The following is a 20,160-nucleotide window of genomic DNA, read 5'->3' on the forward strand; positions in this document are numbered from 1 at the left end:
CAAGAGGGCATATCTACGATCTTTCACAGATATTAATATGCTTATTTTGCATAGATGTAAAATTTTTACATGTAAAGGATTTAGAGCTGAAAAAATAGTGGTTTTTTGAGCTCTCTCTTTGGTGTTCAAAGAGAAATTCTGCAAGGAGAAAATGACCATGCAAGATCAAAGAAGGAGTTTTCTTAAAAAAACTCTGAGCGTTGGTGCAGTCGCTGCAACGGTGAGTGTCGGAGCAATTGCTGGTGACACAGGTGCAAAAACAGCAGGAAGTAATGGTGTTGTTAAGGGAAAATCGAAGAAAAAAGAGATTCTCTACACAAAAACAGCCAATTGGGACGCGTATTATCACGCGGCAGTCTAAGGAGATTAGATGAGTAAAGAGATGTTAAAAGACGCCTCTTTGCACATGGGAAGACGATCATTTCTAAAAATGGCGGCCATCGGAGCGAGTTTTGGAGCAACAACAGCGTTTGCATCCAGCGACTCAATCAGACCAGCCACCGAAGAAGAAGTGAAAAATCCATTCCCAGGGTCAAAGAGAGTTAAAACGATTTGTAGTATCTGTTCTGCAGGTTGCGGTATTATCGCCGAAGTTCAAAATGGTGTGTGGGTTCGCCAAGATGTGGCTGGGGATCACCCAATTAGCGAGGGAAGCCACTGTTGTAAAGGCATTGACCAGATTGATTTGGTTAAGAGCAAACAACGTATTAAGTATCCTCTCAAAAAAGTCGATGGAAAATGGCAACGAATCAGTTGGGATCAAGCCGTTAACGAGATTTCAGATAAGATGCTTAAAATGCGCGCCGAAAATGGCCCAGACATCGTAGAATTTTTAGGTTCTGCAAAATTCAGCTTGCAACAGGCTTTCTATTTTAGAAAATTTGCTGCAATGTGGGGAACAAACAATATTGACCACGTAGCTAGAATTTGACATAGTGCTTCCGTCGCAGGTGCTGCGAATACATTTGGATACGGTGCTATGACACAACAATTTGGTGATGCGGTTAATGCAAAAGTCATTATGATGATTGGTGCAAACTCAGCCGTTGCGAACCCTATTGGATTTAAACACTTCTTACAAGCAAAAGACCGTAATGGTACAAAATTGATCGTTGTTGATCCAATTTATACAAGGAGTGCGGCAAAAGCAGATCTCTACCTACGTATTCGTTCAGGTACAGACATTGCGTTTGTTTACGGAATGCTTCACATCATCTTCAAAAATGGTTGGGAAGATAAAGAATTTATCGACACACGCTCTTACGCGATGGATCAAATCCGCGTGGAAGCTGCCAAATGGACACCCGAACTTACTTCTGATGTTACAGGCATTCCCGTCGATCAAATCATTCAAGCAACAACACTTTTTGCTCAAAATACACCAAGCGCTATTGCATGGTCACTGGGTATTACACAGCACAGTGTGGGCTCATCAAATACGAGAATCCTTCCAATCCTTCAAATTGCTCTTGGCAACATGGGTAAAAAAGGTGGTGGACTTTACATCATTCGTGGACACGACAACGTTCAAGGTGCAACCGATATGGGTAACCTTGCAGACTCACTTTCAGGCTATTATGGTCTTGAAGACCCAGCTTGGAAATACTTCGCGCAGTCTTGGGGTGTGGATTACGAATGGCTCAAAGGCAGATTCTTTGAGAAAAAATGGATGAATGAAAAAGGGTACTCGCTTTCTCAATGGTGGCAAGGTGTTCTTCAAGAGGTGAAAACATACTCTTCTGCCCCCGTTCGCGCCGTTTGGATTCAAGGAACGGGTATTACTTCCATGTCTCAACAAGCGAAAATCAAAGAAGCGCTTGACAAACTTGATCTCGTCGTCATTGCAGAGCCATTTGTCAATGAAGCCGCTGTTTTAACCAGTCGCAAAGATGGCATTTACATTCTTCCTGTGGCAACACAGTTTGAAAGTGAAGGAACTGTAACCGCAACCAATCGCTCCTCTCAATGGAGAAGTAAAGTCGTTGAGCCTCTTTATGAGAGCAAAACAGACGAAGAGGTTATGTTCCTTTTCGCGAAAAAATTTGGCTTCTATGATCAGTTTGTTCAGGGTATGAAAATGGATGTCAAAGAGGGTAAAGTCGTTCAAGTCAAAAATGACTTCAAATGGCCAGATGACGCTGTTCGTGAGATTGCTCGAACGATCAAATCCATTGGTTTAAGTGGCTGGACTCCTGAGAGACTTCGTAGCCATCAAGAAAATTGGCACATGTTCGATCCTGTTACCCTAGAAGGAAAAGGAGTCATGAAAGGTCAGTATTACGGTCTTCCATGGCCGTGTTGGGATGACAAACATCCGGGTTCTCCGATTCTTTATCGTCGTGATGTGCCTGTGGCTGAGGGTGGTATGGGCTTTAGAAATCGCTTTGGTTTGGAGCACAATGGTGTGAACCAACTCGCCGATAAGAGCGTAACCGTTGCGGGCTCAAAAATTGAGGGTGGTTATCCACAACTCACTAAAGAGAACATCGAAAAAGTGCTTGGCATTACATTGACCGAGGAAGAAAAAGCACAAATGGGCGGAAGCTGGGCGATGGACTTTAGTGGACTCATTCAGCAAAAAGCGCGTGAAGCGGGTGTGTGTGTTTACGGAAATGCAAGAGCACGTACCATCGTTTGGGAATTCCCAGATCCAGTGCCATTGCATAGAGAGCCGATCCACTCACCACGCTGGGATTTGGTTGCGAAATATCCAACCTATGAAGATCAGCCTAAAAACTTCCGTGTTGAGACAAAATTTAAGTCTGAGCAACAAAAACAAGACTGGTCTAAAGAGTTCCCAACCATGTTGGTCAGTATGAGGGTTGTTAACCTCAGTGGTGCTGGAATGCTAGAGCGTACAAGTAAATATCTCTCAGCGATTACGCCAGAGATGTTCTGTAACATTCACCCAGATTTGGCACTCAGTCATGGCATTAAAGATCGTGACATGATGTGGATTCATGCGCCTCAAGGTACCAAAATCAAGGTTAAAGCCTACCATAATCACAGTGTAACACCGGATCGTATCTGTATGCCGTATAACTTTGCGGGTATATTCCAAGGAATCGATTTGAGTGCGAATTACCCAGAAGGTACGAAACCGTATGCTATCGGTGAGAGTTCAAATACTATCACAAACTATGGTTTTGATGTGATCACGCAAATTTCAGAGTTCAACGCCGGTCTATGCCGCGTCGAGAAAGCATAGGGGGTGGATGATGAGTGAATTATCAAAAATGAAATTTTATTGTGATACGAACCGTTGTATCGAATGTTTTGCCTGTTCAGTCGCCTGTGCGGAAGCGCACGATCTTCCTACAGGCATTAGCAGACGTAAGGTTATTACGCTGTTTAATGGCGTAGAAGGTAAAGAAATTTCGACTTCCATTGCCTGTATGCATTGTACAGACGCACCGTGTGAGCAAGTATGCCCAGTGGATTGTTTCTATATCAGAGAGGACGGCATCGTTCTTCATGATAAAAACAGATGTATCGGTTGTGGTTACTGCTTGTACGCATGTCCATTCGGTGCTCCACAATTCCCAAGAGATGGTGCCTTTGGTGCTAAAGGGGCAATGGATAAATGTACCATGTGTGCCGGAGGTCCTTTGGAGACAAACTCGGTTCATGAGCGAGAACTTTACGGTCAAAACCGTATTGCAGAGGGAAAAGTACCGATGTGTGCATCTATCTGCTCTACCAATGCCCTTCTTGTGGGTGACGCGGAAAGTGTTTCTGCGATTTACCGCAAAAGGGTCGTAGGTCGAGGACGAGGCGCTTAAAGGAGCAGCAATGAGAAAGTATGTAACTATGATCATTGCAGCTCTGAGTTTGGCATCAGTGGCATTTGCCACTGAAAGCCAAATCTGGGGTGAGATGCGCATACAAAATATTTTAGGATACGATAAAGAGGGAAGTACCCATTTAGGACCTTTGTTTACCATGTTACAGCATCAATACTTCGCATGGATATTCCTAGGAGTTCTAATTGGAGTTCCTTTAGCTTTCTTTATCCATTATAAGATTATAGGACCTAAAGTCTTTCCACACAGTGCAAAGAAATACTATGCCTTTAATCTCTATAATAGAATAATCCACCAAGTAGCAGCCGTCAGCTTCTTGGTGATCGTACCCACAGGATTTATCATCGTCTTTGGTGACTTCTTTGGAGGTGGAACCTTGGTGAGAATGGCAAAGAACCTTCATGGCATCTTTACCATACCTTTTACCATCGTGGTCATCCCAATGGCACTTATGTGGCTTAAAGAAGCTCTCTTTAATCTCGATGATATTAAATGGTTTATGATCCTAGGAGGTTACCTCTCTAAAGAGAAAAAACCAATCTTGGCAGGTAAGTTTAATGCCGGTCAAAAGATGTGGTACTGGGTAGCCATATTAGGTGGTATTACCATGATACTTAGTGGTGCCATAATGTTCTTCCTAGACTTTAAAATGCAAATGTTGCATGATCTAACCGGTCTGTCTCAAATAGACCTGCTAAGAGCAGCAGCAATCATTCATAATGTGATGGGATTTGCCGTGGTAGCACTCTTTATTACCCATGTGTATATGTCTATGTTCGCTATTAAAGGAGCAGTGCAGAGTATTATTACAGGGTATGTTGAAGAAGAAGTGAAGATTCTTCACAGTACATGGTATAAAAAGCTTAAAGATCAGGGTAAGTTTTGATTTTACACGCTTCCCAAGCCAAGCTTGAAAAGCTACGTTGCACTATGCACTGAAGCTTGCCTCTTTCGAGGCAGAATAATTCTACATGTAAGCTTTACATGTAAAGTATGGAAAGTCTTTTTTTAAGGCTTTCCGTATTGATTTATCTGATTATTCTCTGAACGAGTGACGCACTAAAAAAAGTGCACAAGAGAGTATAAAAGCGATACTCATTGAAATTGTAAAAAGTAAAGAACTCCCAATGGTGTCCCATAACCATCCTCCAATACTCAGTGAAAGAAGGGTGCAAACACCGATACTAAAGTAGTAAACGCCATAAGCGCTGGCTTTGAGCTCTTTGGGTGTATTATCTGCAATAATCGCTTTTGCAAGAGAATTAAACCCACCTGCAAAAAAACCATAAATCGCAAACCCAAGCCAAATTCCGATTTCACCGCCATAGTTCATTAGTGCGGTGGCTATAGCAAAGAAGAGGTATATAAGTGCCAATAAAAGGGGTTTTCCGTACTGGTCTGCAAATTTTCCTATGTGTATGGCACTGAGCGATAATGTTCCATTGTAGAGTGTGTAGAGAAGAAGGATAAGCGCTAAAAGAGTCTCATGTTCTTCCGCTTTGAGGATCATAAAGGCGTAGTTCATACTAGCAAGTGCAAAGAGCGATTGAAAAAGGACAAGGAGATAAAAAGGTTTTGAAAGGGCACTGGGGCGAAAGGCTTTAAGAGGAGCGGGCGTAAAAGGGGCATCTTCGACCCAAAAAAGAATGACGACCAAAGAGAGAAGACCAGGAATGATGCTAAGTAAAAAAACAGTTCTAAAGGTACTCTCTTTTTCTCCTAAATACCACAGCATAAAAAACGCAAAGAGTGAGCCAGCAATAGCGCCTGCACTGTCCATCATCTTATGAAAACCAAAAACAAGCCCTGTTGTCTTGGGCGTCACAAAAGCACTTATGAGAGCGTCTCTTGGCGCACTTCTAATGCCTTTGCCGACACGGTCTGAAAAGCGCACAAGGGCGACCATGCCTGCACTTTGTGCAAAAAAAGCTAAGGGTTTGATGAGATTGGAAAGGGCATAACCCAAAAGCACAAGGTTTTTGCGTTTTCCCATACGATCAGACATAAAGCCAGAAAGCGCTATCAATAAAGCAACACCAAATTCAGCAACACCTTCTATAAGCCCGATTTCACTTTTGTTAGCATGCAAAAATCGCTCTAAAAAAAGCGGCAATAAAGGCAAAATCATCTCTGTTGAAAAGTCCGTAAAAAAGCTGTTAACGCCAAGAGCGATGATGTTTTTTGAGATCATTTCCGGCCTTTACATGTAAAGATGTTAAAGACTAAAGGGTGCCATACTCTATGGCAGTTTTAGTGTAAAAAAGTCCCAATTTTTCTTCGGTTAAAAGAGCAAAGAGTTTTTCACATTCGGCTTCGCTAACGTTCATAATGATCTCAAGCGGCTCATCGGCAAGTTCAAAAAATGTGGATGAGTGTAGTTTCCCATCTCTTCCGATGCCTTGTGAGGCATGAAGAATCGTGACACCTTTGATTCCAATTTTTTCAGAAACGTCAACAAGCCAATGACTGATGTGCTCGCCGTTTGGGTGTTTACGGCTTTGCAGCGTTGAAAAAACGAGTTGAAAACCTTTCATAAGCTTCCTTTTTGAAGTAGGGTATAACTGGCAATGCCAAGGAGTGTCATAGTGATCGAACCCATTACATGTAAAAGGGCTGCCACAATGCTAAGACTTAGACGTCCTTCTTGAATAAGGGTGACGATCTCTGCACTAAAGGTACTAAACGTCGTGAGTCCACCTAAAAAACCTGTGATGATGAAAAGTCGCCATTCGGGTGCAAGGGCTGTGTTGGAAGCAAAAAAAGCAATGAATAATCCGATGAGATAACCGCCAATGAGATTGGCACTCAAAGTTCCTAGTGGAATAGAAGGGTAAATGCTGTTCAGTTTTGTTCCCAAAAACCAGCGTAAAAGTGCGCCAAAACCAGCACCTGAAAAAATAGCCAAAACGGTGTAAAACATCAAAAAGACCTTTTTACAAATTTAAAAAGATTATAACATAAAAGAGACTAAAAAGATTTTATACATTAGTAAATCGCTTGATATTCTTGACAATTCAAAACAAACCTGCTATTATTTCGTCAATTTAAAACAAGGAGGTAACCATGAAGTCTCATTTTTCCCTTATTCATGGGAATAGTGCTCATGTTTTTTTTCTGATGTGTTGCTAAAAAAACGCCTTACAACTGTAAAAATTTCTGCCTCGTAAGAGGCAAGCTTCAGCGCCTTAGCGGCCAGCGTAGGCATAGGGGCTTTGCCATGTGCCGTTCAAAAAATAATGTAACACAAAGGAAAAAAATATGAAATTCTTCAAATCAAACAACCTCTTTGGGGTAGCCATAGCAGTTTTGGCGCTCGTAGCGCCTTTTATTCACGCCGCAGACATCTCCTTGCTCAATGTCTCGTATGACCCAACCAGAGAGTTTTACAAAGAGTACAACCAAGCCTTTGCCAAACACTGGAAAGAGCTTAAAGGCGATAATGTAACTGTGCGTCAGTCTCATGGTGGTTCGGGTTCACAAGCCAGAAGTGTCATTGATGGGTTGGATGCTGATGTGGTCACTTTAGCACTTGCTTATGATGTCGATGCCATCGCCCAAAAAGCAAAAGCAATTGATCCTAATTGGCAAAAACGTTTAGCGCATAACAGTGCACCGTATACCTCTACTATCGTCTTTTTGGTACGTAAAGGCAATCCAAAAGGCATTAAAGACTGGGATGATTTAGTGAAGTCTGATGTCAAAGTCATCACGCCAAACCCAAAAACCTCAGGAGGTGCTAGATGGAACCATTTAGCGGCTTGGGGTTATGGACTTGAAAAATACGGCAGTGAAGAGAAAGCCAGAGAGTTTGTGACCAAAATCTATGCCAACGTTCCTGTTCTTGACTCAGGGGCTCGTGGATCTACGAACACCTTTGTTCAACGTGGACTTGGTGACGTGCTACTGGCATGGGAAAATGAAGCCTTTCTTTCTATCAACGAACTAGGTCGTGATAAATTTGAAATCGTTGTCCCCAGTGTGAGTATTCTTGCAGAGCCAAGTGTGAGTGTTGTCGATAAAAATGTGGAGAAAAAAGGGACAAAAGAGGTAGCAACGGCATATCTTGAGTACCTTTACTCTAAAGAGGGACAAAGAATTGCAGCCAAAAATTACTATCGTCCAACTGATCCTGAAATTGCTAAAGAGACAGAGTCAACCTTTCCAAAACTGAAACTCTTTACGATTGATGCTGTCTTTAACGGATGGGGTGAAGCTCAGAAAAAACACTTTGCCGATGGTGGCGAGTTTGACAAGATCTTCGCTTCAATCAAGCGATGAAGTGGCAATTTAGAAAACCGAGTGTCTTGCCAGGTTTTGGCTTGACGCTCGGCTTTAGCCTGACCTATGTGACCCTCTTAGTGCTCATACCACTCGGAGGGTTACTGCTTTATACGACGAAACTTTCGTGGAGCGAATTTGGTGCGGTCATTCTTGACCCTAGAGTTCTGGCTTCATTTAAACTGAGTTTTGGCGCAAGTCTTATTGCGGCGGTTATCAACCTCTTTTTTGGACTGATTGTCGCGTGGACTTTAGCTCGGTATAACTTTTTTGGTAAAAAAATTGTCGATGCACTGGTTGATTTGCCTTTTGCACTTCCAACCGCCGTTGCGGGTATTGCCCTAGCGGCAATTTTTGCGCAAAGTGGTTGGATCGGTAGACTTTTAGATCCATTAGGCATCGTGATCGCCTATTCTAGGGCGGGGGTTGTGGTTGCACTCGTCTTCATCGGGCTTCCTTTTGTAGTACGCACGGTTCAGCCTGTCATCGAGGAGTTTGAAAAAGAGTTTGAAGAGGCGGCGACAAGTTTGGGTGCGTCATGGTTGCAAACCTTTACAAAGGTGATTTTACCCTCGTTAATGCCAGCTCTTTTAACAGGGTTTGCACTCTCGTTCGCAAGAGCTCTGGGTGAGTACGGTTCGATCATCTTTATCTCAAGCAATATGCCCTTTGTGAGTGAGATCGTACCGCTCATCATCGTGACCAAGCTTTCGCAGTTTGATTATGTGGGCGCGACGGCAGTAGGAACCGTGATGTTGCTTGCGACATTCGTCATTTTGCTTTTGATCAATCTTATTCAGATTTACAGTCGCGAAAAAAGTTTATAGGAAAAGAGAATGCAAACAGAACATCGTTTAGAGCCTAGGTGGCTTAAACCACTTTTATTGGGTATTACGCTTCTTTTCTTAGGAATTTTTTTAGTGCTTCCTTTGGGAATCGTATTTAGTGAAGCCTTGGCAAAAGGGTGGAAGGTATATTGGGAATCTATCACTGAACCAGACGCCATCGCTGCGATTAAGCTAACCCTTTTAGTGGTCTTAATTACCGTTCCGCTCAATACGGTTTTTGGTGTAGCCACGGCGTGGCTGATCGCTAAGTTTGAATTTCGAGGCAAAGGGCTTCTTATCACGTTGATTGACCTGCCTTTTGCTGTTTCTCCTGTTATTGCAGGTCTGATTTTCGTGCTTTTATTTGGAAGTCAAGGTTGGTTTGGAGCGTGGCTGAGTGCGCATGATATACGCATTGTCTTTGCGACTCCGGGCATTATAGTTGCGACGTTGTTTATCACCTCGCCCTTTGTAGCACGTGAGATCATTCCTCTCATGCAAGAGCAAGGCAAAGATGAAGAAGAGTCTGCCTTAACACTCGGCGCCTCAGGGTGGCAAACGTTTTGGAAAGTGACGCTTCCCAACATCAAATGGGGGCTTTTGTATGGTGTCATTCTCAGTAATGCTAGAGCAATGGGTGAGTTTGGAGCGGTTGCGGTTGTTTCAGGTCACATCAGAGGCTTGACGACAACAATGCCTTTACATGTAGAGATTTTATACGGCGAGTACCTGTTCACAGCTGCCTTTGCGGTTGCTTCACTTTTGACCCTTTTAGCACTGGTGACATTGGTGCTTAAAAGTTTCATTGAGTGGCGCATCGGTAAAAAACGCTCACTCGCGCACTAAGGATAAACCATGAGTATTCAGATTTCAAATATTAACAAGCGTTTTGATAATTTTGTAGCATTAGATAACATTAACTTAACCATTCCCGATGGCGAGCTCGTAGCACTTCTTGGCCCTTCTGGTTCAGGTAAAACGACCTTGCTTCGCATTATCGCAGGGCTGGAAGAGGCCGATAGCGGAACGATCTATTTTAACGGAGAAGATACCACCGCAACGCACGTGCGTGACCGAGGTGTGGGGTTTGTGTTTCAGCACTACGCGCTTTTTCGGCACATGAGTGTGTTTGAAAACGTCGCCTTTGGACTTCGTGTCAGACCTAAAGAGACACGCCCGAGCGAAGACGAGATCAAAGAGCGCGTACATAAGCTTCTTAAACTTATTCAACTCGACTGGATTGCCAATCGTTACCCATCACAACTCTCTGGCGGACAACGCCAACGTGTAGCACTTGCGCGTGCCCTTGCTGTCGAGCCAAAAGTGTTGTTACTCGATGAGCCTTTTGGCGCATTGGATGCCAAAGTACGCCAAGAACTTCGCCAATGGCTAAGAGCTTTGCACGATGAGATTCACATTACCAGTGTGTTTGTGACCCACGATCAAGAAGAAGCCCTTGAGGTTTCTGACAAAATTGTCGTGATGAATCAAGGCAAAATCGAGCAAATCGGCACTCCCGAAGAGGTGTACGACAGACCTGCGAATCCGTTTGTCTATAGCTTTTTGGGCAATGTCAATCTCTTTCATGCCCGTGTGGAGCAAGGCTCACTGCATCTTGAAAACACAGAACTCAACACGCCCGATCTGGGAAGTTCTAAAGAAGCATCGCTTTTTGTTCGTCCGCACGAGATCAACATTAGCATCGACAATGCAGAGGGAAGTGGCATTGAAGCCAAACTCACTGGTTGGAGGCTCGTAGGCCCTAGGGTTCGTGTGGAACTTGAAACCGTGCATGCCCACCAAAGGGTGGAAGCGGAGATTTCAAAAGCACAGTGGCAGACGATTAAAACGCATGAAAATGACTCTTTATTTGTTCATTTTGAAAGTGCCCGCATCTACACAGGTGAAGCTTCGTGGAATGATTATGTTATCTAAAATCTTTACATGTAAAAAGCAACAAGAATAAAAAAGTAAAAAGGGGTCGGTTACCATTTTAGCTTTCAAAAGTTAAAAATTTAGCTGACCCCTTTATTCTTTTAATTAATGTATATTTCTATATCTACGCTTTTTAATCTATTACCATCAAAATTTAATTGTAATGTGGTTTCATCTAATTGCATTTTTAATGCATCTGCTTTCTCATTTGAGTCTATGCCAAATCTTTTTAACAGCTTTTTTTTGTCTCTATCTTCAGGATGTATTGCACTGGCATCAAAATGTATTGAAGTAATAAGAATTTTTTCATTCTCTCCTCTAGATATATACTCAGTTGAAAATCCCTTGCCTTTATAGGTTCTAAAATCCTCTTTATGTAGCATTGCTCCAGCTAAATAAATGAGTTCACTTGTATTATCATCATCTTTTTTTGGAGGGTATTTGAGAGTTCTCAAAACTTTATAAACTTCATATTCACGAGCACCACAAAAATCACCTATAGCATCAATGTTAAATACTTTAATCTCTTTAACTTCGCTCTGAGCAAATAAGAAATGAGCAAAAAGCATCAACAGTATCATTAGCTTCATTTTTGTTCCTTTGTTATTTCGATAAGTTTTAAGGTATCTGCTTGAAAAAAGAGTTTTAAATGTTTATTGTTACATTGCAAAGAAATTTTAGAAGCTGTTTCATCAGGCTTAATGCCCAGTCTAGTTAAGAGATTTTTTTTATCAGCCCCCGCATTGTCATTGTTTTCTATCTTGATAGATTCCCAATCTAACGCATTTCCATTTTTAACTAAAACTACTGAAAAATCAACTTCTGTATTTTGTTGACCACTTATGTATAAACTTTTGTTTTTAGCAATCTCTTTAACATACCGCCATTTATAATTAGGATCCGTCTCTGTGACGCTTGTAGGTTCAATTTCTCGTGCCATGATGAAGTCACATACTGCAGGATGATTAAAGTGTTTAATCTCTTTTTCTTTTATTCTATTGTAATTATCTTCCTTATTTTCAATAGTTAGAATTGAATCTATTTCAAGAGAAGAAGAATTCATAGTGTTATCTCGAACACAATGAACAAAATTGGTTCGAGATTGAGTACTATTATTAGTAGAATAATTTTCAATAAACCAAAATTTGTCATTATTGTTAGCAGAAATCGTCGAACTCCAATATCGATCAGAAGTTAAATTTACAAAAGCATCATTAATAGCGGGGATAACTTTGTTATAATCTTTTATGCTATATAACTCTTCAATACGTGGCAATCTCCAATTATCATATCCACCAAGTCTTAATGCTCTACAGTAACGATTGGCATCTAACCATTTATTTTTCGTAAATTTCACAGCCTCGTCATCTTGCCATTGAAGATTTGTTTTTGTATCGGTGACGATCTTTTGGTTATCATCTCTCGTAAAACCAGAACGTTTATACTCAGCAAAAGAGTTAAATGTACCAAAAGTTCCCCCTCTGACACAGCGAAAATGTCTTTTAGAAACTATAGCGCTACCCCATAGAGAACCATTCTGTGTTCTAACAATATGAGCAGATTCCATTGAATTAGCATAAATCGTAGAACTCCAGTAGTCATCGAACGAAAAATTGACAAACTCTTTCTGTATAGCAGGATTGAAACGACTATAATCCGTAATGGTTTGCAACTCCTCAATACTCGGCACTCGCCAATCATTATACCCACCAAGTTTCAAAGCTTCACAAGAGTTCTTTGCATCAGACAAATTCATTTTTGCTATTTTCGTGACATTATCATCTTGCCAAATAAGCCCAGAAGTGCTATCGGTCACTATCTGTTTTTCGTTGTCTCTACTAAATTCAGCAAACATTTCGGTAGTTATCAAAAGTGTTGTAAATATAAAGATTAATTTTTTCATCTTTTCCCTCTTTTATTTAGCTTTACATGTAAAACTTTGTTTGTTGTAAAAGTCTTACATGTAAAGAATTTAAAACGACAATAATCATTCTAACAAAAACACGTCACAGTTTGCATCACAAAATAATAATATTGATTAACGAAGCATAATGCTGGGCTAAATTTTAACTTTTTAGTTGCTACTTCAATCAATAAATGTAAAAAATTAGCCCATCTCCTTTGCCTTTTTAGGTTCATTTTCATCTTTACATGTAAAGCGTTTGGAATTGACAGGTTATAAGGCTTTGGAGTAGCATTTTGTTATCAATCTACCACAAGGAGCTACGATGAAATACGGCGCTAGAAATGAGATCACAGCAACGGTTAAAAGGATCAAAAAAGGTGAAGTGATGTGCCAAGTGGATGTGGGCGACATCATTGCCAATAAAATGAGCTCTGTTATGACCATGGACTCGATTGAGGAGATGGGACTTAAAGAGGGCGATAAAGTGAAAGTGGTTGTCAAAGCGGTGAGTGTGCTACTCATCAAAGAATAAAAGTTATTGAAGATGCCCAAAAATGGGCATCTTTATCTTCTTACGCGACTCTCCATAAAATAATCCCTTTTTCGGCTTCCGTTTGCACAATGACTTTGTCATTGAATGTATTGGCGACTAAAATGGATTCGACAATCTCTTCATTAGGGGTAATCTCTTTACGTTTTAGTTGATCGTAGGCATACTCTTTTGCCTCTTCAAACGTGTACTCTTCTTTCCATGAAGTTGGAAAAAATTCAGTTTCAAAAGGAATATGTTTCTCTTTTAAAATCTCAATAAATTTTTCAGCTTTAATACAACCCGCCGATGCACAATCTTCTTCTGCGGTAGTATGCGCTTTGACTAAGGCTTCTACGAGTTTATTGATGCGGTATTTTCCCCAGCCCACGTAAATACCAATGTTTTTTGAAGCACCGAGCATCTTCTCAACTTTTTGAAGATCGCTAATAGCTGGAGTCATGGATGCGATGACGATGTCATACTTTCCTTCCAACGGAAAAGAGTCCCAGTCGCTTTGATGGGTATGGATATGTTGTTTAACGCCTGTTTCGTTGGCATCTTCATTAAGTGCCGCTAACATGCCCTCTGATATATCCATCGCCGTGACATTTGCACCTTTAAGTGCTAGGGGAATCGCCATAGCACCCGTTCCTGCACCAATATCCAAAACAGACATTTTATCAAAGGAGACATTTTTCTTTTGACACCAGTTGATGATGTAATTGACATCTTTGCTCATTGAAGCGTCATTGAAGCGTGGATAACGCTTTGCCATATTGTCCCAAAAGTTAAAGGTTGGTTCCATGAATATCCTTTATTCGTTATATACTTGAAACTATAACGAAATTTGATCCTATATACAAGTAGAAGTTGGTTAAATTTGAATCATACGCAAAAAGCTAAACGCCTAAAATAACGTTGGATGCTTTGAAGAAAGCATAGGCTTCTTCGTTAATTTTTAATCCCAAAGGCTCAAACGTATCATTGGCGATAGTCGCTGTGATGGTACTTTTACTTGCAAGTTCCAAGGTGATTTCTGTGTTGGAGGTGTCGCTTAGAATTTGGATGATTTTACCTTTTAGGAGGTTTTCACAGGCAACGGAAGGTTTTGTTTTTGAGAGTAAAACCGAGCTAGCTTTAATAATCGCAATGGCATTTTCACCCACATGAAGCCCCAGCTCTTGGAAACTGTTTTTTGTGATGCTTGAGTAAATTTTATCGGCGGCTTTGATGGTGAGCTCAATCGCAACGTTAACAGCATCTTCGCTAATAGAGCTGATCGTTCCTATGAGTTGGTTACGCGCACTAAGTTTTAAAGAGAGGCGACTGAGTGTTTGAACGATGGTGAGCAGATCGTCACTGCTAGCAAAAAGATCTAAAAATTGTTGATGTTTGATTTGTAAGCTATGAAATGCGGCAATGACCTCTTCGCCTTTGGGTGTCAGAAATGTACCGCCTCCACCCTTGCCACCACTTACTTTTTCAACAAGAGGCGTTTCGGAGAGATTGTTCATAGCATCGACAGAGTCCCATGCGGCTTTGTAACTCATCTTCATGGCTTTTGCGGCGGCGTGAATAGAGCCGTATTCGCGAATATGTTCTAAAAGCTCTATACGCCCTTTACCCAAATAGTTTTTATCACTTTTTTTCATCCAAAGTCGTGCTTCTAACATGCTTTTCCTATAAATCCTAACAGGAGTAATCTAAGAGCTAAAGTATAGCACAAAAGTCTCAGGAAGCATGTTTTGAAATAAGCGCAAAAAAGCTATATGCCTATTTTTTATACATAAATGTATGATGAAGGTGTGTAATTTATCGTTGTATTCGTAAATATATTACGATATAATGGTTTCGTTGTTTCTTGTTGTCAGCTCTTTTTCGCTCAGTCGTTATTTATGTGCAGTATATAGCGATTGAGCAAAAAGAGGTTTTGCGGTATTAAAGGAGAAAAAGATGCTCAGTGAAAAACTTTTATCGTTTGCCCTTTTGGGGATCGACCCAGTGTTATGGGTGTTGGTTTCTATGAGTGTGATTGCTGTTGGGGTGATGATCGAGCGAGCATTGGTTTTTGGACAAATCAAAAAGAACTATAAAAATGTAGATTATTATGCTTTACGTTTAACGCTTGAGGCGCGACTTGGCATCTTGGCGACATTTGGTAACAATGCCCCTTTTATAGGGCTGTTTGGAACCGTTTTAGGCATTATTCAAGCATTTCATACCATCGGCTCAAACAATGCTTTTGATGTTCAGCCCATTATGCAAGGTATCTCTGAAGCATTGATCGCTACGGCAACGGGACTGTTTGTTGCTATTCCTTGTGTGATGGCGTATAACTATTTTACCAGAGGGGTTAAAATGATTTTAACTCAGAAAGAGGCGCAGCTCAATGAAGCATGAACCTGTGTATGAGGGTGAAATTGCTGAAATTAATATGACACCTTTTGTGGACATTGTGCTGGTTATTTTGGTCATTTTTATGGTGACAGCTACGTTTGTAACGCAAGGTAAAATTCCCCTCAATCTTCCGCAAGCCTCCTCGTCAGAAAATCACAAAGATGATACAAAGCCCATAACCCTTTCTTTGAGCGAATCGGGCGAACTCTATTACGACGATGCCGTCATTTCAATGGAAACGCTGGATGAGAAGATCGCGCAAATCAATCAGAATGATCCGCATATCATTATTCGCAGTGATGCTAAAACACCCTTTGAGTACGTTGTTAAAGTCATCGATACGTGTAAAAAGCATCACATCAGTACTTTTGCCATTCAAACAGCAAGGGCAACCCCATGAAAACGACTCATTTTACATTTGCAACACTCGGGAGCATCTCTTTACATGTAATGATTGCTTATGCTCTTTTTATGGGAAGTATGGCAATTCCAAAACCTGCGTTGGGAGAGTTTGTGGTCACGCAGATAAGTTTTTTAGATGAACCCGTACCCAGTAAAGCTGTTGAGGTAGTGAAGCAGGAGGTTGTGTCTAAGCCTGAGCCCATCGTAGAGAAAAAACCTGAAAAAAAGGTGCAAAAAGAGGTCGTTAAGGCGGTGACTCCTATAAAAGAGCCCGTGCGTACGCCCTCTAGCATCAAAGAGCCTGTTGCTGAACAAACCATAGAAAAGTCTTCATCTTCTGAAACGCATGAAAAAGCTTCTGTGTCATCTTCACGTCAAAGCGATGATCTGCTCGTGCTCTATCTTGCTAAAGTAAGGCATAAAATCCAAGAGAGCCTTCGCTACCCCTCCGCGGCTAAAAAAATGGGACTAGAGGGTGAGGCAGTTGTGCAGTTTTTAATTCATGCAAATGGTATGGTTGATGCATCGTCTATTAAGATCTCAAAGTCAAGTGGAAAAACGGTGCTTGACCGTAATGCCATTGATGCAGTCTTGGAGTCGCTTCCTTTTGAGTTGCCTCCCAAAGAGGACTTAGAGATCGTTATACCCGTTGTTTTTAAGATTAAATCGTAAGGAAAAATTATGTGCCACGGTCATCATTTTATGCAAAAACCTGCAACTCCTAAAAAGAGTGCAACGCTTAAATGGAGCAGCTCCAATGTCAAAGTCTCTCTGCCTCCGATTTTATTTCCAAGCTATCAACTTTTAGAAAAAGTGGGTGCTGAAAATATTTTCAACATTGTTTTGCATCATCATCGTCTGTTGCAAAAAAGCAGTATCGCACATCTGTACCCCACCGATGATGCTCACTTTTTAGAAGGCGTGACAAAAGCGAGCCATTTTATCATTGAGGCACTCGGTGGCGAGAAGGTTTACACCCCAAATTATGGACCTCCCGCGATGTGCCGCACACACGCACCTTTTGTGATTGACGACGAGAGCAGGGCGGTGTGGCTTATGGCATACAAACAAATCTTGCACGACCTTCATTTCCCCAAAGAGTTGATCGAAGAGTTTTGGAACTGGATCGAGCCATTTTCACTGCGCATGGTCAATCGTCGAAGCCATGAAACGCATCTGAAACGTTTTTTGTATGAAGATATGAAAGCGGAGTTTGGACTAATTTAACATTTACATGTAAGGATAAAGATGCGAATTTTTGGCATTATTGGAAGCGTATTGCTTCTTTTAAACAGTGTGTATGGTAGAGAAATTGTTGATATGGGAGGTAAAACCGTTACCATCCCCGATGTGATTACTAAAGTTTTTGGCACATCGCCACCATCGACGTATATGGTTTATACGATTGATTCCTCTCTGATCGTGGGGCTTAATTTTAACCATGCGCGTGGCAATAATGAATCATCCAACATGCTAGATCCTCGTTTTATGGCACTTCCCATCGTAGGAGGACTTCAAGGAGGTGGCAATAATATGAACCGTGAAACCTTGCTCTCCTTGCATCCTGATGTGGTTTTTTTGTGGAACAACGATGCTTCCAGTCAGCTTGCGCAGTATCTTTTTGAGAGCAGTAAGATCCCTAGCATCAATGTGGATGTGGAGAGTGTTGAGAGTCTGCCTAAGGCGTATCTTTTCTTTGGAGAAGTCCTCAGCAGAGAACCGCGCGCAAAAATACTCTCAAACTATGCCAGTAATGCACTTGAAAAAACCAAAGAGATCGTAAAAAATAATGCCGCTAAACGTCCTGTTGTCTACTATGCAGAGGGTGTTGATGGACTTGCAACTGAGTGTGACCAATCATTTCACTACGAAGCGATCAAGTTTTCAGGTGGAATCAGCCCTCATTTATGTTCGACTAAAAGCGGTATGGGGCTTGAGAAGGTCTCAATGGAGCAAGTCATCCTTTACAATCCTGACATTATCGTTGCCCAAGAGAGAGAATTTTTTGACAAAGTCAAAAGCGATACCAGATGGCATTCCATCAAAGCAGTACGCGAGGGCAAGGTATTTTTAGTCCCCAAAGTGCCGTTTAATTGGATCGACCGACCGCCTTCCTTTATGCGTCTTTTGGGTGTAAGATGGCTCACACACATCCTTTACAATACGCCAAACACTGAGCAATTTAAACAAGAGATGAAAGAATTTTACAAACTTTTTTTAAACATTGATCTCACAGAGAAACAGATACATCAGATTTTGAGTATTGTATGAAAAACTCGTTTCTCTTTGGCGTGATGATTGTAATTCTTGGCGCAAGTTTGCTAACCTCGCTCGCTCTTGGTCGCTATGAGATCGATCTTAGTACCCTTTTACAGTTTCTACTCTGGAAACTTTTTAACATAGGCACTGCGCCCAAAGAGGTCATGCTTCTTTCAAATATCGTGTTTGATATACGCATGCCACGCATTTTGGCAGTGGTGCTTGTGGGAGCGGCACTTTCGGTTTCAGGTGGAGCGTTTCAAGCGATGTTTGTTAACCCCTTAGTTTCTCCGGGTATCTTGGGAGTCCTTGCGGGGGCCTCTTTTGGAGCAGCCCTTGGCATTATGATCTCCGATAGCTGGTTTGGGGTGCAACTCTTCTCTTTTTTCTTTGGTTTTGTGGCGGTTTTGGTTGCCCTTGGCGTTGCAAAGATTTACGGTAGAAGCGGGTCACAAACCATTCTTTTAGTGTTAGGTGGGGTTATCTCAAGCTCGCTTTTTTCGGCATTGCTCTCGGTTGTAAAGTATGCGGCAGATCCTTACAATAAACTCCCCGCCATTGTTTACTGGTTGATGGGCTCTTTTAGTGCGGTCGATATGAAAACACTCTCAAGTGTTGCTTTGCCTCTGATTTTTAGCACCATTGTGTTGTCCTTAATGGGAAAATACCTCAATGTCTTAAGCCTTGGGGATGATGATGCTAAGGCTTTGGGCGTGCGGGTGAGCTGGGTACGCAACAGTGCCATTTTACTCGCAACTTTGCTGAGTACCCTTACCGTTGTGGTTGCAGGAATGATCGGTTGGGTTGGGCTTATCATTCCGCACATTGCACGTTTTTTAGTGGGGGCGGATAACCGCGTTTTACTTCCCATGTGCGCACTTTTAGGTTCAACGTTTCTCATCATCGTCGATACCTTGTGCCGCACTTCCATGAGTGTCGAAATTCCCATAGGGATTGCCACATCGCTTATTGGTATTCCCATCTTTGTGTTGGCACTTCGCAATGCTAAAAAAGGATTTGTATGAGTTTTTATGAGGCACAAAATCTCTTCTTTTCGTACAATGAAAAACCGATTTTGCAAGGGGTGGATTTACGCATTGAAGAGGGGTCTATCGTTTCGCTTTTGGGAGCGAACGGTGCGGGAAAGAGTACGCTTATGAAGCTTTTTTTGGGACTTCTAAATCCTACGAAAGGAAATTTGATCTTAAAAAACAGGGCTTTGCAGAGCTATTCTATTAAAGAGCGTGCTTTACATGTAAGTTATGTTCCGCAAAGCACCCAAGTCGCTTTTGCCTTTTTTGCACTCGATATTGTCCTGATGGGACGCATCGCTTTTGAGTCGTGGTTTAAAAAGCCAAGTCAAACAGACATAAAGATCGCGCGTGATGCGATGGAGCGACTGGGCATTTTGCATCTGGAAAAACGCACCTTTCAAACACTCAGTGGTGGGGAAAAACAGCTGGTTTTAATCGCGCGCTCTTTGGCGCAAGGAGCAAAGATTTTGGTCATGGATGAGCCTGTTTCTGGGTTAGACTATGGCAATCAACTGCGTCTTTTGGAGACGATTACCACGCTTGCCAAAGAAGGGTATACCTTTTTAAAATCAACCCATTTCCCTGAACATGCCCTGATGTTAGGTGGCTATACGTATGCGCTCAAAGACGGACTTATTTTGGCACATGGTTTTACATGTAAGACTATTACAGAAGAGCTTATTAACGAGCTTTACCATACCAATATTCGGCTCAAACAAACGATGTGCGGCTACCCTGTATGCGTTCCAGCATTTGTTCACACTAAGCATTAGGAGGGTTTGTTTGT

23 protein-coding genes are annotated in these 20,160 nt (G+C 41.7%); 16 read left to right on the forward strand and 7 right to left on the reverse strand.

The window, feature by feature from the left end; genetic code table 11:
* Nucleotides 1-157: 157 nt before the first annotated feature.
* Genes N0B29_RS10045 through N0B29_RS10060 form a run of 4 tightly spaced genes read left to right on the forward strand, consistent with a single transcriptional unit; the run spans nt 158 to nt 4,689 of the window.
* Complete coding sequence (locus N0B29_RS10045; RefSeq protein WP_025345967.1) at nt 158-361, forward strand: hypothetical protein; 204 nt, start codon at nt 158-160, stop codon at nt 359-361.
* A gap of 21 nt (nt 362-382) precedes the next feature.
* Nucleotides 383-3,208 (forward strand): formate dehydrogenase subunit alpha, encoded by a 2,826-nt coding sequence (locus N0B29_RS10050; RefSeq protein ID WP_438874163.1) that lies wholly within the window; start codon nt 383-385, stop codon nt 3,206-3,208.
* Between the two features lie 7 nt (nt 3,209-3,215).
* Entirely contained in the window at nt 3,216-3,782 is a 567-nt protein-coding gene (gene fdh3B / locus N0B29_RS10055; protein ID WP_263833589.1) for a formate dehydrogenase FDH3 subunit beta, read from the forward strand.
* 10 nt (nt 3,783-3,792) lie between these two features.
* Nucleotides 3,793-4,689, forward strand: a complete 897-nt coding sequence (locus N0B29_RS10060) for a formate dehydrogenase subunit gamma (protein WP_263833590.1) — start codon at nt 3,793-3,795, stop codon at nt 4,687-4,689.
* Nucleotides 4,690-4,839: 150 nt separating this feature from the next.
* Here N0B29_RS10060 and N0B29_RS10065 read toward each other — a convergent pair whose 3' ends face one another.
* The 3 genes from N0B29_RS10065 to crcB are packed head-to-tail and all read right to left on the reverse strand — an operon-like array spanning nt 4,840 to nt 6,723.
* Nucleotides 4,840-5,994: an MFS transporter gene (locus tag N0B29_RS10065; RefSeq protein WP_263833591.1), complete on the reverse strand. Its 1,155-nt coding sequence runs from the start codon at nt 5,992-5,994 to the stop codon at nt 4,840-4,842.
* A gap of 31 nt (nt 5,995-6,025) precedes the next feature.
* Nucleotides 6,026-6,337, reverse strand: coding sequence for a DUF190 domain-containing protein (locus tag N0B29_RS10070; RefSeq protein WP_263833592.1), 312 nt, complete (start codon nt 6,335-6,337; stop codon nt 6,026-6,028).
* Nucleotides 6,334-6,723, reverse strand: a complete 390-nt coding sequence (gene crcB / locus N0B29_RS10075; RefSeq protein WP_263833593.1) for a fluoride efflux transporter CrcB — start codon at nt 6,721-6,723, stop codon at nt 6,334-6,336. Before crcB ends, N0B29_RS10070 begins: the two co-directional genes overlap by 4 nt.
* 338 nt (nt 6,724-7,061) lie before the next feature.
* On the opposite strand from crcB, the gene N0B29_RS10080 reads away from it, so the two are divergent.
* From N0B29_RS10080 to N0B29_RS10095, 4 genes are read left to right on the forward strand one after another with little or no spacing between them, the layout of a single operon-like run.
* The gene (locus N0B29_RS10080) at nt 7,062-8,081 is read left to right on the forward strand and encodes a sulfate ABC transporter substrate-binding protein (RefSeq protein WP_263833594.1); all 1,020 of its coding nucleotides are present in this window, start codon (nt 7,062-7,064) and stop codon (nt 8,079-8,081) included.
* Complete coding sequence (gene cysT, locus N0B29_RS10085; RefSeq protein ID WP_263833595.1) at nt 8,078-8,908, forward strand: sulfate ABC transporter permease subunit CysT; 831 nt, start codon at nt 8,078-8,080, stop codon at nt 8,906-8,908. Before N0B29_RS10080 ends, cysT begins: the two co-directional genes overlap by 4 nt.
* 9 nt (nt 8,909-8,917) lie before the next feature.
* Nucleotides 8,918-9,754, forward strand: coding sequence for a sulfate ABC transporter permease subunit CysW (gene cysW / locus N0B29_RS10090; protein WP_263833596.1), 837 nt, complete (start codon nt 8,918-8,920; stop codon nt 9,752-9,754).
* A gap of 9 nt (nt 9,755-9,763) precedes the next feature.
* Nucleotides 9,764-10,843: a sulfate/molybdate ABC transporter ATP-binding protein gene (locus N0B29_RS10095; protein ID WP_263833597.1), complete on the forward strand. Its 1,080-nt coding sequence runs from the start codon at nt 9,764-9,766 to the stop codon at nt 10,841-10,843.
* A gap of 101 nt (nt 10,844-10,944) precedes the next feature.
* Here the strand turns inward: N0B29_RS10095 and N0B29_RS10100 are convergent, their stop codons facing one another.
* Nucleotides 10,945-11,433, reverse strand: a complete 489-nt coding sequence (locus N0B29_RS10100; RefSeq protein WP_263833598.1) for a hypothetical protein — start codon at nt 11,431-11,433, stop codon at nt 10,945-10,947.
* Complete coding sequence (locus N0B29_RS10105) at nt 11,430-12,746, reverse strand: Lcl C-terminal domain-containing protein (protein ID WP_263833599.1); 1,317 nt, start codon at nt 12,744-12,746, stop codon at nt 11,430-11,432. Before N0B29_RS10105 ends, N0B29_RS10100 begins: the two co-directional genes overlap by 4 nt.
* A 325-nt stretch (nt 12,747-13,071) precedes the next feature.
* Between N0B29_RS10105 and N0B29_RS10110 the strand changes: the two genes are divergently transcribed.
* Nucleotides 13,072-13,281, forward strand: coding sequence for a TOBE domain-containing protein (locus N0B29_RS10110; RefSeq protein ID WP_263833600.1), 210 nt, complete (start codon nt 13,072-13,074; stop codon nt 13,279-13,281).
* Between the two features lie 40 nt (nt 13,282-13,321).
* On the opposite strand, the gene N0B29_RS10115 is transcribed toward N0B29_RS10110, so the two are convergent.
* On the reverse strand, nt 13,322-14,086 hold the full coding sequence (locus N0B29_RS10115) for a class I SAM-dependent methyltransferase (protein ID WP_263833601.1): 765 nt from the start codon (nt 14,084-14,086) through the stop codon (nt 13,322-13,324).
* A 94-nt stretch (nt 14,087-14,180) separates the two neighbouring features.
* Entirely contained in the window at nt 14,181-14,954 is a 774-nt protein-coding gene (locus N0B29_RS10120; RefSeq protein ID WP_263833602.1) for a TOBE domain-containing protein, read from the reverse strand.
* Nucleotides 14,955-15,234: 280 nt separating this feature from the next.
* On the opposite strand from N0B29_RS10120, the gene N0B29_RS10125 reads away from it, so the two are divergent.
* Genes N0B29_RS10125 through N0B29_RS10155 form a run of 7 tightly spaced genes read left to right on the forward strand, consistent with a single transcriptional unit; the run spans nt 15,235 to nt 20,146 of the window.
* Nucleotides 15,235-15,681, forward strand: coding sequence for a MotA/TolQ/ExbB proton channel family protein (locus tag N0B29_RS10125; protein ID WP_263833603.1), 447 nt, complete (start codon nt 15,235-15,237; stop codon nt 15,679-15,681).
* Nucleotides 15,671-16,078: an ExbD/TolR family protein gene (locus tag N0B29_RS10130; protein WP_263833604.1), complete on the forward strand. Its 408-nt coding sequence runs from the start codon at nt 15,671-15,673 to the stop codon at nt 16,076-16,078. The genes N0B29_RS10125 and N0B29_RS10130 overlap by 11 nt, the downstream gene beginning before the upstream one ends.
* Nucleotides 16,075-16,752 carry a TonB family protein gene (locus tag N0B29_RS10135; protein WP_263833605.1) on the forward strand — a complete coding sequence of 226 codons (678 nt, stop codon included), beginning with the start codon at nt 16,075-16,077 and terminating at the stop codon, nt 16,750-16,752. The genes N0B29_RS10130 and N0B29_RS10135 overlap by 4 nt, the downstream gene beginning before the upstream one ends.
* 9 nt (nt 16,753-16,761) lie before the next feature.
* Nucleotides 16,762-17,307, forward strand: a complete 546-nt coding sequence (locus tag N0B29_RS10140) for a globin domain-containing protein (RefSeq protein ID WP_263833606.1) — start codon at nt 16,762-16,764, stop codon at nt 17,305-17,307.
* Nucleotides 17,308-17,328: 21 nt separating this feature from the next.
* A complete protein-coding gene (locus N0B29_RS10145; protein ID WP_263833607.1) occupies nt 17,329-18,351 on the forward strand; it encodes an ABC transporter substrate-binding protein in 1,023 nt (340 codons plus the stop codon).
* On the forward strand, nt 18,348-19,364 hold the full coding sequence (locus N0B29_RS10150; protein WP_263833608.1) for a FecCD family ABC transporter permease: 1,017 nt from the start codon (nt 18,348-18,350) through the stop codon (nt 19,362-19,364). Before N0B29_RS10145 ends, N0B29_RS10150 begins: the two co-directional genes overlap by 4 nt.
* Nucleotides 19,361-20,146, forward strand: coding sequence for an ABC transporter ATP-binding protein (locus N0B29_RS10155; protein ID WP_263833609.1), 786 nt, complete (start codon nt 19,361-19,363; stop codon nt 20,144-20,146). The genes N0B29_RS10150 and N0B29_RS10155 overlap by 4 nt, the downstream gene beginning before the upstream one ends.
* Nucleotides 20,147-20,160 lie beyond the last annotated feature (14 nt).

Source organism: Sulfurospirillum oryzae, assembly GCF_025770725.1.
Classification (GTDB): domain Bacteria; phylum Campylobacterota; class Campylobacteria; order Campylobacterales; family Sulfurospirillaceae; genus Sulfurospirillum; species Sulfurospirillum oryzae.

Bases quoted from the DNA above. Each gene is read 5' to 3' on its own strand.
- N0B29_RS10045 (WP_025345967.1), top strand. From the start codon at position 158: ATGCAAGATCAAAGAAGGAGTTTTCTTAAAAAAACTCTGAGCGTTGGT.
- fdh3B (WP_263833589.1), top strand. From the start codon at position 3,216: ATGATGAGTGAATTATCAAAAATGAAATTTTATTGTGATACGAACCGT.
- N0B29_RS10060 (WP_263833590.1), top strand. From the start codon at position 3,793: ATGAGAAAGTATGTAACTATGATCATTGCAGCTCTGAGTTTGGCATCA.
- N0B29_RS10065 (WP_263833591.1), bottom strand. From the start codon at position 5,994: ATGATCTCAAAAAACATCATCGCTCTTGGCGTTAACAGCTTTTTTACG.
- N0B29_RS10070 (WP_263833592.1), bottom strand. From the start codon at position 6,337: ATGAAAGGTTTTCAACTCGTTTTTTCAACGCTGCAAAGCCGTAAACAC.
- crcB (WP_263833593.1), bottom strand. From the start codon at position 6,723: ATGTTTTACACCGTTTTGGCTATTTTTTCAGGTGCTGGTTTTGGCGCA.
- N0B29_RS10080 (WP_263833594.1), top strand. From the start codon at position 7,062: ATGAAATTCTTCAAATCAAACAACCTCTTTGGGGTAGCCATAGCAGTT.
- cysT (WP_263833595.1), top strand. From the start codon at position 8,078: ATGAAGTGGCAATTTAGAAAACCGAGTGTCTTGCCAGGTTTTGGCTTG.
- cysW (WP_263833596.1), top strand. From the start codon at position 8,918: ATGCAAACAGAACATCGTTTAGAGCCTAGGTGGCTTAAACCACTTTTA.
- N0B29_RS10095 (WP_263833597.1), top strand. From the start codon at position 9,764: ATGAGTATTCAGATTTCAAATATTAACAAGCGTTTTGATAATTTTGTA.
- N0B29_RS10100 (WP_263833598.1), bottom strand. From the start codon at position 11,433: ATGAAGCTAATGATACTGTTGATGCTTTTTGCTCATTTCTTATTTGCT.
- N0B29_RS10105 (WP_263833599.1), bottom strand. From the start codon at position 12,746: ATGAAAAAATTAATCTTTATATTTACAACACTTTTGATAACTACCGAA.
- N0B29_RS10110 (WP_263833600.1), top strand. From the start codon at position 13,072: ATGAAATACGGCGCTAGAAATGAGATCACAGCAACGGTTAAAAGGATC.
- N0B29_RS10115 (WP_263833601.1), bottom strand. From the start codon at position 14,086: ATGGAACCAACCTTTAACTTTTGGGACAATATGGCAAAGCGTTATCCA.
- N0B29_RS10120 (WP_263833602.1), bottom strand. From the start codon at position 14,954: ATGTTAGAAGCACGACTTTGGATGAAAAAAAGTGATAAAAACTATTTG.
- N0B29_RS10125 (WP_263833603.1), top strand. From the start codon at position 15,235: ATGCTCAGTGAAAAACTTTTATCGTTTGCCCTTTTGGGGATCGACCCA.
- N0B29_RS10130 (WP_263833604.1), top strand. From the start codon at position 15,671: ATGAAGCATGAACCTGTGTATGAGGGTGAAATTGCTGAAATTAATATG.
- N0B29_RS10135 (WP_263833605.1), top strand. From the start codon at position 16,075: ATGAAAACGACTCATTTTACATTTGCAACACTCGGGAGCATCTCTTTA.
- N0B29_RS10140 (WP_263833606.1), top strand. From the start codon at position 16,762: ATGTGCCACGGTCATCATTTTATGCAAAAACCTGCAACTCCTAAAAAG.
- N0B29_RS10145 (WP_263833607.1), top strand. From the start codon at position 17,329: ATGCGAATTTTTGGCATTATTGGAAGCGTATTGCTTCTTTTAAACAGT.
- N0B29_RS10150 (WP_263833608.1), top strand. From the start codon at position 18,348: ATGAAAAACTCGTTTCTCTTTGGCGTGATGATTGTAATTCTTGGCGCA.
- N0B29_RS10155 (WP_263833609.1), top strand. From the start codon at position 19,361: ATGAGTTTTTATGAGGCACAAAATCTCTTCTTTTCGTACAATGAAAAA.